General features: G+C 46.9%; 8 protein-coding genes. 3 read left to right on the forward strand and 5 right to left on the reverse strand.

Going from position 1 to position 12,770, the window contains the following annotated elements; genetic code table 11:
• Positions 1-668 precede the first annotated feature (668 nt).
• From MKY87_RS13370 to MKY87_RS13380, 3 genes are all read left to right on the forward strand, one after another.
• A complete protein-coding gene (locus MKY87_RS13370) occupies positions 669-2,315 on the forward strand; it encodes an AraC family transcriptional regulator (RefSeq protein WP_340964838.1) in 1,647 nt (548 codons plus the stop codon).
• 109 nt (positions 2,316-2,424) lie between these two features.
• Positions 2,425-3,453 carry an iron-hydroxamate ABC transporter substrate-binding protein gene (locus MKY87_RS13375; RefSeq protein ID WP_340964842.1) on the forward strand — a complete coding sequence of 343 codons (1,029 nt, stop codon included), beginning with the start codon at positions 2,425-2,427 and terminating at the stop codon, positions 3,451-3,453.
• A gap of 78 nt (positions 3,454-3,531) precedes the next feature.
• On the forward strand, positions 3,532-5,244 hold the full coding sequence (locus MKY87_RS13380) for an ABC transporter ATP-binding protein (RefSeq protein WP_340964844.1): 1,713 nt from the start codon (positions 3,532-3,534) through the stop codon (positions 5,242-5,244).
• A 52-nt stretch (positions 5,245-5,296) separates the two neighbouring features.
• Here the strand turns inward: MKY87_RS13380 and MKY87_RS13385 are convergent, their stop codons facing one another.
• The 5 genes from MKY87_RS13385 to MKY87_RS13405 all read right to left on the reverse strand — a co-directional run bounded on the left by MKY87_RS13385 (position 5,297) and on the right by MKY87_RS13405 (position 12,758).
• Positions 5,297-6,877, reverse strand: a complete 1,581-nt coding sequence (locus MKY87_RS13385) for a hypothetical protein (protein ID WP_339788324.1) — start codon at positions 6,875-6,877, stop codon at positions 5,297-5,299.
• 196 nt (positions 6,878-7,073) lie between these two features.
• Positions 7,074-8,366 (reverse strand): ABC transporter substrate-binding protein, encoded by a 1,293-nt coding sequence (locus MKY87_RS13390; protein WP_340964847.1) that lies wholly within the window; start codon positions 8,364-8,366, stop codon positions 7,074-7,076.
• Positions 8,345-10,120, reverse strand: a complete 1,776-nt coding sequence (locus tag MKY87_RS13395) for a sensor histidine kinase (RefSeq protein ID WP_340964849.1) — start codon at positions 10,118-10,120, stop codon at positions 8,345-8,347. Before MKY87_RS13395 ends, MKY87_RS13390 begins: the two co-directional genes overlap by 22 nt.
• 92 nt (positions 10,121-10,212) lie before the next feature.
• Entirely contained in the window at positions 10,213-11,862 is a 1,650-nt protein-coding gene (locus MKY87_RS13400; RefSeq protein WP_340964851.1) for an ABC transporter substrate-binding protein, read from the reverse strand.
• Positions 11,863-11,888: 26 nt separating this feature from the next.
• Positions 11,889-12,758, reverse strand: coding sequence for a carbohydrate ABC transporter permease (locus MKY87_RS13405; protein WP_169479833.1), 870 nt, complete (start codon positions 12,756-12,758; stop codon positions 11,889-11,891).
• Between the last annotated feature and the right edge of the window lie 12 nt (positions 12,759-12,770).

The raw sequence follows: 12,770 nt of genomic DNA on the forward strand, positions 1-12,770 counted from the left end.
ACTGACCACTCCGATGACAGAACAACCTTCCGAACGCTGTTATCCCCAGATTTTTTGTTTCCCTTTTATAAGGGTGAAAATCCGGGGATAAAGGCGAACGCCTTGCTTCTTCAGGTTCTTTCTGCCCTCTCCGTTTTGTGTAAATGTTAGTTCAATTTATAAAGAACAAATTCAAGGTTATCTACATTCTATACGATACATGGTTAGAACAACCACTAAATCCTGTATTATCGTTTATTAATCTTTATACATATCCTAGCGATGGATGTCAATCGAAACGTTTCGAGGTGTTCTCAAAAAAAATCCTCGTTCCCATCCTTATGGGGCTACGGTTGAATGCGTCCCGTTCCAATCCATACCATAAGTGATGGTCATGACACGTCTTTCAATCTGGCGCTCTATAAACAGTTCGTGCCTAATACAGTGAAACTGGCAGTAAACGCTAGATTGAAACGTTTCGACATTTTCATTATAGTCGGTGTTGATAGCGATTTCAACCACTTTATCTATTTTTCATAGAAAAAGTTGATTTGTTCAATCTGTCCATCCACGTCACTTCAATTATAGTATATACTGCATAATAGTCGAGATCCGAGAATTACGCCAGTATACAAAGGGCATGAGACGAATAATGCCCCTGCTGACTTATGTAAGGAGACAGTTATCCAATGAATATATCCAAGACCATTTATCATAAAAAGTCGCTGTCCCGCCCCGTTTCCTTGCAGAAAATTCAGTCCATCCCCGATGCCCTGTTCAAGCTGCGCCATCTGGTGCAGCTTCACGACCGCGAGGCATTCTCCCGCATAGATGAGATGTGGAGCACTTTTCATGTGCTATACGTCATTACTGCTGGCCAGGCCAGGTTGATCAGTGCAGAGGGTAAACTGACACTAAATGCAGGCTGTGCAGTCGTTCGACAAGCTGGAAGCCTGCTTCAGCACGAGAACAAGCGTGGCTCCCTGTCGCCAGTACAGGGCATTGCTATTGCTTTTGATTCCACTGAAAATGAACAGCTGTTCTGGCCGTTCGGGATACCAGGTCCCATTGCGAGTCGTACTCTCACCGATAGGGCAGTAGAGCTGGTTCAAGCAAGTTCAAAGGGTCATGTTTCCAGTCCGTTCAGGCCACATATGCTTTTCTATGAGTTACTGGATATTTTGCGGGATCATGCGGCTCATTCTGCTCATGAAGATCACTCCTGGCTCGATGCCGTGCTCAGACATATCCATCAGATGTATACCCATCCGTTAACCCGCGAACAATTGGCACGGGATGCAAATGTGAGTCCTGAGCATTTTTCACGGGAGTTCAAGAAACATACAGGTCTTACGTTTGTTGAATATGTAACTCGTCTCAGAATCAGAATGGCTCAAGAACATCTGTTGTTCGCGAACCCTACGCTACAGGAGATTGCACAACTGACAGGCTACAGGGACACCTTCTATCTGAGCCGCAAATTCAAACAGATGGTTGGATCAGCACCAACACACTACCGGAAAATGCCCAAGAAGATTGTATCTTTGACTTACAACTATACGGCCTCACTTCTGGCATTGGGCCTCACTCCCCACATGGGCGCCGTTGCCAGCTGGATGGAAGAAAAACTGGGGGAACATGGTCATGATGGTCATGAACCATTTGAGCAACATTCCGAATATGAGCTGGTTAAACATACGGATCTGATTGCACACGCTCAGCCCGATGTCATTATCGGGTATGCACCGCATCCCGCTTCCGATGAACTACGTCTGATCGCACCGACCATTCTGATGCCCTTTGAGGAACTCGATTGGCAGGAGCAGCTTCTTCATCTCGGCCGAATTACCGGGCTTGAGTCCAATGCACAGGCGTTGTTAAATCGATATCATCAACTTGAGCAAGAGGCCAATCATACATTAGATCAGTGGATGGAAGGGACACGTGGTTCCGCCGTTTGCATGTTTATGATTGGAGAGGACGGCGCTTATATCTATGGTCATGGCTGGGGCAGAGCTTCTTATGTGCTGTATCAATCGCTGGGCTTCACTCCGCCGTCACGCATGGAGCAGGATGGGCAATTACTCACGGGGTACGTTCATGTTCCGTTGTCTGAGATTCACTTGTATGCAGCAGATCACATGTTTGTCGCCTACCCTGAGGAACCTGCCGAACGAGAAGTGTTGGATAACCTGCTGAATCAGGAATCTTGGGGCAACCTCTCCGCCGTTCGTGAAGGACGCGTATATGAAATTGATGCCGACATGTTCTATGGATTTGATCCTTTGTCCGTTATAGAGCAGTTGCAGCATATCATGCGTCACCTCACATCATAATTGTCCATGCAGTAGTGATCATAGTTGTCCATGTACAAATATCACGTCTTCCTCTATGTTATTAATGAGAATAATAATCATTATTGATTATACATAGGGGGAACAAAATATGTTTGCTGCAAAAAAACGCTTTTCCGGCTTGTTACTTATGCTCGCCATTATTATGATTCTGGCTGCTTGCAGCAGCGGAACAGGCTCGACTGCCACTGAACAGACATCGGCAACGGGAACCGAAGCGACAACCGGCTCTACCGAGACGAACACAGACACATCGTCCGGTTCGGATAATTCAAATGCTACACGAATCTACAAATCATTAAGCGGGGATGTTGAGATTCCGGCTGAACCGAAACGGATCGTTACGGATATGTACGTAAGTGATCTGCTCGCACTGGGTGTGAAACCCGTTGGGGCCGTTCAATATTATTTGGAAAACCCGTTCTATGCCGATCAGGTGGCGGGCATAGAGGGTATCGGTGATCGGGCGGCTGTATCCATGGAGAAGGTTATTGCCTTGAACCCGGATCTGATCATTACTTACTCCGACCAGGCCAGCGAAATTGAGAGTTACCAAAAAATCGCACCTACCGTGGTCATTCCGTATGGTACATTCACCAATGTACATGACGAAATCCGGGGATTCGGAGAGTTGATGAACAAATCCGAAGCAGCCGAAGCTTGGCTGAAAACGTACGATGAGCGAATTGAAGCCGCTCGCGCTAAGGTGAAAACAGTCATTAAACCGGAGGAAACCTTCTCCATCCTTGAAGTATCCGACAAGAGTTATTATGGATATGGAGACAATTTTGGTCGAGGAGGACAAGCGGTCTACAGTGCTTTGCAACTTGCCCCACTCGAAATCACCAAAAAAGAACTGATGGGTGATACCCAATGGAAAGAAATTTCACGTGAAGTTGTTGGTGATTATGCAGGGGATCATATTTTCTTAACCGTTGGAGAGAACAATAAAAATTACCAAGGTGATGCCATCTGGCAATCCCTGCCGGCTGTGAAAAACAATCAGGTGTATGAGTTGCTGGAAGACCGTTACTGGTACTTCGACCCGATTGCGATTCAAGGTCAGGCTGAGGAATTCGCCGATATGATCGTAGAACGTGCCGAGCAAAACCGCAAATAACATAAGCATGAAAACAGGTGTCCGGACAGGCTAATTAGCCTGCTCGGGCATTTATGTCATATCGAGGAGGACTTACATATGCTTCGCCGTTTTATGTCTTATTATCGCCCTTACAAAAGGCTCTTTATATTGGACTTTTCCTGTGCCATCGCTGCCGCTCTGCTGGAGCTGGCCTTTCCACTCGCCGTGAACCGGGTGGTCGATCAACTGCTTCCGGCTGGCAATTGGTCCATGATCTTAGCAGCGTGTGTCGGATTGCTCGGCATCTACCTGCTCAGTTCCTTTTTCCATTATGCAGTCACCTATTGGGGCCACAAGCTCGGCATTAACATCGAATCCGATATGCGGCGTGAACTGTTCCAGCGAGTACAGAAGCAGTCCTTCCGCTTCTTCGATAACAATAAGACCGGGCATCTGGTCTCCCGCATGACCAACGATCTGATGGATATTGGTGAGATCGCGCATCACGGACCCGAGGACTTATTCATCGCCTTCATGACACTGGCCGGAGCTTTCGGTATTATGCTGGGGATCAACTGGCAACTCGCTGTGATGACGTTCATCATTGTGCCGCTGATGATTTACCTGTCACTGTATTTCAGTCGCAAAATGTCCAAGGCGTTCAAGCGCATGTTTGCGGATATCGCCGATTATAATGCACGGGTTGAGAACAATGTGAGCGGCATCCGTGTGGTACAAGCTTTTGCCAATGAAAAACATGAAGTGGGACGTTTCGTTGAGAACAACGAACGTTTCAGACTCACCAAACTAATCACCTACCGTATTATGGCCTGGAACTCTTCACTCAGTTTTATCCTGATGAAATTTGTATCACTGTTTGTACTGGTGTGTGGAACCTGGTTTGTCATTCAAGGCAGTATGACTTACGGGGAATTCATCGCTTTTGTGATGCTGTCCAATGTATTCCTTGGACCAATTGAGAAGATTAACTCCGTCATCGAGACGTATCCCAAAGGCATCGCCGGATTCAGACGTTACCTGGAGCTTCTTGAAGCTGTACCGGATGTAGAAGATACTCCTCAGGCGAAACCGATTACGAATGTCAAAGGCGATATTACCTTCCATAACGTTACCTTTTCTTATGGAGAACACAAACCTACGCTGTCTCAGGTCAATCTGGATATTCAGGCAGGCCAGACGGTTGCTCTGGTTGGACCTTCGGGCGGAGGTAAAACGACGTTATGCAGTCTGATCCCTCGTTTCTACGATGTGGATGCGGGACATATCTCCATTGATGGCATTCCGGTGAAGGACATGACGCTGGAATCACTGCGCTCCCATATCGGGATTGTGCAGCAGGATATTTTCCTGTTTGACGGAACGATTCGTGAAAATATTGCATACGGCAAACTGAATGCTTCCGATGAAGAAATCTGGCAAGCCATTCGCCGGGCCCAATTGGAAGAGCTAGTACAGTCCCAGCCAGATGGACTCGATACCATGATCGGTGAACGCGGCGTGAAATTGTCTGGCGGACAGAAGCAACGTCTTTCCATCGCAAGAATGATCCTGAAAAATCCGCCAATTCTCATTCTGGATGAAGCCACCTCCGCACTTGATACCGAAACGGAAGCAGCCATCCAGCTGGCCTTATCCGAACTCGCTCAAGGACGTACGACATTAGTAATTGCCCATCGACTGGCAACCATAAGACACGCCGATCGTATCGTGGTGGTGGAGAACGGCAGTGTCGCTGAACAAGGAAGCCATGAAGAACTGCTCGCACGTAAAGGCTCGTACAGCCGACTACATCAAGCCCAGTTTGGGTAAATACAACGACAAAACAACCTTCCCTCAAAACTAGAGGTGAAGGTTGTTTTATTCATTTCAGGTATCCTTTTGATTTCCAGAATCGCTTCGCAAATGATTCAGCAGCGTACGGCGGCTCCCCATTCAGTAAGTCCTCATTTGCTTGAATGAGCACTTGGCGTCCACGTTCGAGCAATTGAACGGCATGTAGTAATTGAGAGCCGCCTATATAATGAAGTTCAAGCAACACCGGTTCTTCTTCCTCATCCGCGTCCTTCTGAGCCGAATATTCGATCAACACACTTTCCGTGCCGTCCTCATGTTGGTGCAGGGTATAATAGTATTTCTCCACCTGCGTCTCCCCTTGAGTATCCTTATACTCTCTTCCAATACGTAGCATAGCTGGCTGGGGAACACCATCACTCAGCTGACCTGCTTGTCGAAATGCATAATACAAGTCTCCAATCCACAGCCCATGCCGGTCGTCATCATAATAATCGTCATATGGCTCCACGATCGGCAAAGCTAATAAATCACGGATCAGTTGATGCGAAATTAAGGAACGGGCATACTGATAATTCGATACAGACTGCAACAAGGTGCTCCATCCTTGCTCGCTTAACTGCTGAATATCAGCAGGTGAGTTCTCCGAAAATACGTTCCATTCCGAATTCTCATTGTGCAGATAACGATATGCACCTGAGATCATCCAGACAGGTTTACCCGGTTGTAGGATATGTTTATCAGGAGAGTTGAAACCTTGATCTGATGGCTCCATCTTAAGCAACAATGCACAGTTATGGTCATCCTGAAAATAAAGACTGCGGAAATACCCCTCCGTATGCTCATCTCCATAGACCGATACTCGGCAAAATTGCTCGTTCAACCAAAATTCATAGCTGTTGAGTAACTCATCCTCCTCTCTTACAGGCAACAAAGATGGATGAGTAAGACGCTCTATATTCTCAGCGGTAATACGATGATCTTCGAACCAATCCGGCACATCTGGATCTGATTCATCAGCATGAATGTACTTTCGGTTGATTACAGGTCGTCCTTGCTGCAGCCTCTTTAACATTTCTTCTCGCCAAGGAAACGGCTCTGTATCTTCATCAATCACACATTCAGGAACCAATAACGCCAACATGTCAAAGCCCCGCCATGGTCCGAGATCCTCCCATTCTTCAAGCTGACGCTTCACATTACGCTGTCCTTGAACCTGAATCATATATTGCTCGGTACTTACCAGCAATCCACCTTCTACATTCCCTCTCACTGTCAATTCTCCATGGTTATAATCCCCCCAGAACATATCCTCCACATAGAGATTACCTGTAATATATATTTCCTGCCCACCCACGATCATATAGGGTGTTATGAGATTCCCAAGTACAACCAGATTTGAACTGGCCGCGTCGGAACTTGTATTTCCAATATAACGATCCACTGTCAGATTTCCTTCAACCAAGATCAAAAAAGGTCCTTCATCCAACAACAGTTCACTGATATGAAGGTCACCAGAATGTAACCATACTTCCTCGGCTTCAAATTCACCGTTGTGCGCTTCATTCTGAGTGTACATCCAACTTTCCTGAGGCAACTTCGTTTTGATATCAGCAAAAGACACCTTGTGACCTATCTGATGTATGGACATGTCCTGACACTCCTCATCCAATAATATATGGATAGAATCTATCTGATCTACAGATAGACGACTACCCATTTTTATTATACTAGAGGAAATATACACCATTCCATAACAAAAACCCTCACCCGAGTAGAATGAAGGTTGAGCTTGTGAACGACAACAGCCCCAAGCCCATTATATACATATATGATCTAGTCCATTCTTATAACTTCCCATTCAAAATTGTGTTTGCCCGCTCACGGAATTCCACCGCCGCCTGCTCAGGCGTAATTTTGCCAAACAGCAGGAGATCATACAACTCACGTAGCACCGCAGTGACCTCAGGTGCACCTACAGGATCAGGCGGGTCCATCTGAGTGCTGTTATCCGCAACCCAATCAATATAGTCAAACACTTGCGCCAGCTCCGGTTCCACCACCAGCTTCATCCGCTCTTTGACACTGGATGAGACGGGCACCCCCCGCTCCCCTTTGAGAAGCAGATTGGCATCCAAATCATTCACAAAAAAGCTGATGAACTTGGCCGCCTCCTCCTTATGTCTGGAATTGCCCGCCATGGAGAAAAACATGCCTGGCTTCAAGAACAATCCATCTTGGCTGTTTGGCCCAGGCATCGGGGAGATGGTTAAAGGTTTGCCATAACGCTGAGCGGTGCTGATAAATTGGTTGGAATACCCCCAGCTAAACAAAGCCTCTCCCAGATAAAACGGGTCGTTATCAGGCTGGCCAATATCTGATGTCCAGATATCCGGTGCAAAAATAAGCTTCTTCTCTGCGAGTTGCTGCATCCTGCCAAAGTACTCAATAAACAACCCATCATCCTCATACCCCAACCTTTTGCCATCCTCGGCGTACAGCTTGGAACCATACTGTCTCAAGTAGTACGCGAAAAACTGTTCCGGCGTAAAATAGGTTCCCAGATAGATGCCTTTCCCGAGCAATTGCTCGCCCATACGGTCAAAATCCGCCCATGTCCACGTATCCGTTGGCAATTCAATATCATTGGCCTTTAACACTTCCGGATCATAGATGCTGAGCATGGCGTTAACCCCCAAACTGAGACCATAGGTCTTTCCATTCAGGCTACCACTCTCCAGCTGTTCCTTCTCAATATCTGTCGTGTCGATCAGTCCGCTCTGCATGTACGGCGTCATGTCCTCCAACAGTTGCAACGAGCTGTACTGGGACAGATAGGAGATGTCCATCTGGATAATGTCGGGCAACGCATTGCCTGCTGCATGTGGGGCAAGTTTTCTCCAGTATTCGTTGAAACTGCTATATTCGTATTCAATGTTCACATGTGGATTCAACTTCTCATACAGGTCGATAACAGCTATCGTTGCATTGTTGCGGAACTCCCCACCCCACCAAGCCATTCGCAGTGTTATCGGCTCTTCTTCCACAATCATGCCTGGCCTTTGATCCAACTGGTTCACGCAGCCAGGAAGAGTCAGCATAAGACAGAGCATACCTATCATTCGCATCCATCTTCCCATAGCTTCTCCTCCTTACCTGGTGATGGGGGTGGCAGCAGCACCGTTACTCTCGTTCCATGCCCCGGCTTGCTCTCCAGCAGAACATCATATTCTTCGCCAAATGCCAGACGTACCCGCTCCCTGATATTCAGCAGACCAATACCTGTGCCTCTGGTTTTCACTTCACCGCGCAGCACCTGTTCCACATATTCGGGTTCCATGCCGGGACCGTGATCCTCCACGATAAGGGCCAGCTTGCCACCTGATATCTCGGCATACACTCGAATCAGACATGATCCAACCTGTGGTTCCAAACCGTATTGAATGGCATTCTCCAGTAGCGGCTGTAGGGTCAACTTTGGAATGGCACAACCCAGATAAGAAGCAGGCACATCCATACGGAAATCCAGCCGTTGCCGGAAACGGTAGGTTTGAATGGTGATGTAATGATTGACGATCTCCAGTTCTTCGGCAATGGTAATGATATTTTGCTTGAAGCTGATAGAGGAACGCAGCAAATATCCGAGTGATAACACCATACTGGAGATTTGCTCCTGCCTGTTCTTTTTGGCGAGCCAATGGATCGAATCCAGCGCATTATACAGAAAGTGAGGATTGATCTGCGCCTGTAGCGCTTTGAACTCTGTTTCCTTAATGACCAACTGGCTTGCATAATTTTCTTTGATCAATGTATTAATATGTGTAATCATCAGTCGATACGTACGCTGTAATAACCCCAGTTCATCCATGTGCTGATGTGTTGGAATGGACAGATTGGCGTCTATGTTCTCCAGATCCCCATACTGAACCTCCTTCATCTGACTGATGAGCTGCCTGATCGGCCTTGTCAGACTGCGTGCGAACACCATACCAAGCGCGAGAACGACCAGAATGGCGATAAGATAAACGACAATCAAACTATTTTTCAACCATATAATACGTTCAAAAATTTCATCATAAGAGGCCATATTATAGTAAACCCAGCCGGTGTAGGCGGATTTCTTCTGGGAAAGAAATATCTCCCTCCCATCCAGATTCTTGATCTCATATCCCCCACTACCTGGAAGTGGATTCAGCCCCGCGGACACCGCTTCTGGAAGCTGACGATAAGGATAAACCACCTCACTGCCTGCTTTTAAAATAATGTCACTGTCCTGGCTATCAATGCCCGCATACTCCTCAACGAGTCGCTCGATATTAATACGCAGAAACAGTATGCCTACCGGTTCCAGGGTCATCGGTTCGTAGGCTCGCACCTGACGGACCATAACCAGCATCGGGTCATCGTCATCCGGGTATAACCAGCGTACTGCACCATTGGCCTGCTCCGCAGCCGCAATCATCCGATCATACTTTTCCTTGGATACGGTGAGCGTCTCGCCATATTTATTCACTCTTCCCCTGGAATCAATCAGATGAACGGACTGCACATAACGTGCAGCCCCACTAATATGCTCCCAAAGCCGATCGGTGATCTTCTTCCTTTCAATAAAGCTTGAATATGCGCTATCGTCATCCAGCAACGACTTCAAGGCTCTTTGAATCTGCGTATCGGAGATCATGTTTAATGATAACGCTTCCAACTTCTGAAGTTCAACATCCACTGTAGACGAAGAAAGGTTCAGAAGTCGGGAAGACTTATCAAACAGCTGTTTGTCATACACGGAGTACGTGTAATACAAGGACCCAAACGCCAGGATGATGATAAATGCCATCATGAACATAATCATCAGAAACATTTTCATTTTGATGCTGAGTTTGCAGTAGGCTGTCATGACCAAAGCGCTCCTTTGAACCACGTGATACTACTAGGTATATCACATACAGGAAGGTTTTCCCAAAGTTTTAGCGCTCGATTTCTCACGTATTATTTGGACTGATATCGGTCATAGGCCGCCTGATGAACCTCAATCGCCCGGTCAATGCCCATGCTCTTGATTGTTTCGGCCATCTTGTCAAATTCGGTGATCGGCTTCTGTCCGCTAATGATGGCAGTCATCGTTTCATTCAAATACGTATTTACCTGGCTCATGATGGACGTACTTGTGGTCACCTCATCTGTTGACAAACGAATTGGGGGAAGCGTTAAAGCTGAGCTTGCTTTCATCCATTCCGCATTCGCGGCACGTTGTCCGTCGTCAAATAGTAAGGCATCCAAATAACGACTATCCTGATTGATCGGACCGTCCATAATGGATAAGGCATAAGAAGCCAGTGCCTGATCATACGTCAGACCGTTCGGATTATTAATGATGGTATCTGTAAATTTGACACCTTCCCCGTCACGAACATAACTGTCATTTTCGATACCAAAGTTGAACAGATCACTACCCTCTTCGCTATAGTTGTAGTCCATCCACTGTACAATATATTTCAGTTTGTCTTCGTCCGCGGAAGCCGTAATGGCCTCACCATAAGTCAACACTTTAGCATCCAAATTAAATGTCGCATACGAAGTTCCATCCGGAGATACAGGCCACGGTACGCCGGTTACATTAAAGTTCGGATCCGTATCTCTCATCAGATTGAAGTATTTCCCCATGCCACTGAACACACCACCCTGATATGCGCCTGCCAGATTGCTGGTGACCTTATAGTCGAATGCTTTACCGTCATTGGTCATGATCTCGGGATCAATCAGCCCTTCCTTGTACCACTTGGCCATGGTCTCCAAGAAATCACGGTAGCCTGGTTGAATCGGTCCAAACTCCACCTTGTCTCCATTCATCTGGAAGCCACCAATTACCCCAAAGGCCGCGGCAAAATCATGGAGCTTGGTCAGGTTACCCGGCCCCCAGTTTCCTGTGAATGGCAGCTCATCTGGCTTGCCGTTGCCGTTAGGGTCCTGTTCCTTAAATGCCTTGAGTACCGTATACCACTCATCAATGTTCGTAGGTACCTTAAGGTTCAATGCATCAAGCCAATCCTGGCGCATAATTAAACCGGAAGTGGCATTTAGCTTCAAAGCATCCAGCTTGAGCAGCGGGAACATATAGATCGTTCCATCATCGAGTGCAATCTGTTTCTTCACATCCGGATCGGATTCAATAATCCGCTTTAAGTTCGGTGCATAACTGTCGATCAGTTCGTTCAATCGAATGATTCGACCATCCTTGATCATTTTTTCCGGTCCGCCAACGGCATCTGCCCAGTTATAATAAATGACGTCCGGAAGCTCCTTCGTGGAAATCAACAGATTGAATTGGTCACGCTGTTGTCCAAGCGGAGGATGTGTGAACTTCACTTGGATGCCTGTCAGCTTCTCCTTTTCCTTATAAGCCGCCATATCGCCAAAATTGTTCAAGGAAGCTGTCAGTTTGGCATCATTGGCGCGCCAGTAGTCAATGGTAAATGGCTCACTTGTAATCGGTAGCGGAATCTCGGTTAACGCCTGAACCGCAGGTTCTGTTCCTTCCGCTGGCTCTGCGTTACCTGGTTCATTATCACCCGTACAGCCCGCCAGTAAAGACATGGTAAGTAGCGATGACAACAGGATGGACCCCATTCTTTTTTTCACGTAATTCGCCTCCATAGGATACATTTTTATTGTTTCACAGCACCGATTAAAGCGCCCTGAACAAAATAACGTTGGATGAACGGATATACCAGCATAATAGGCAGCGTCGAGATAATGATGGTTGCATATTTGATGTTCTCCCCAATGGCAAAGCCGGTATCGGCGCCAGCGCCCATGGCCTCCGTACTGCTGCTGATCAGAATATCACGCATAATAATCTGGATCGGATATAATTCCTGACTGCGCAGGTAGAGCATCGGTCCGACATAATCATTCCAATGGTCAACCGCATAATACAGCATCATGACCGCCAGGATTGGCTTTGACAAAGGCAGTACAATTCGGAACAAAATCAGAAAGTCATTGGCACCATCAAGCTTCGCCGATTCGATCAGACTGATCGGAATGCCCTCAAAATTTGTTTTCATAATAAGGAAATAGAATGTGCTGATGGCACCCGGAATAATAAGCGCAAAACGGGTATCCACCATGCCCAGATTTTGAATCAGCAGAAACGTCGGAATCATGCCCCCGCCGAAGAACATCGTGAACGTTATTAATTTCATCAACGTTTTTCTGCCCATCAGATCACCGCGTGACAGCCCATATGCAGCCAGTGAAGTCATGAGCAGATTAATCGCGGTACCTACCACAACATAGAACAAGGTGTTCATATATCCCGTATAGATGCGAGTATCCTGAAATACCGACTTGTACGCTCCCAGCTGAAAACCTTCAGGAATGAGCATCAGTGAACGGGAACGCAGCATCTGGTCCGGGTCGCTGATTGAAGAATTGAACACGTACAGCATCGGGTAAAAGCATAAAACCATGATCACCAAGAGCAGCAGTGTATTAAATACATCAAAAAGTCGTTCCCCTATAGACTGTCTCATCGCTTCACCTTC

Source organism: Paenibacillus sp. FSL R7-0198 (genome assembly GCF_038000415.1).
In the GTDB taxonomy this organism is placed as follows: Bacteria; Bacillota; Bacilli; order Paenibacillales; family Paenibacillaceae; genus Paenibacillus.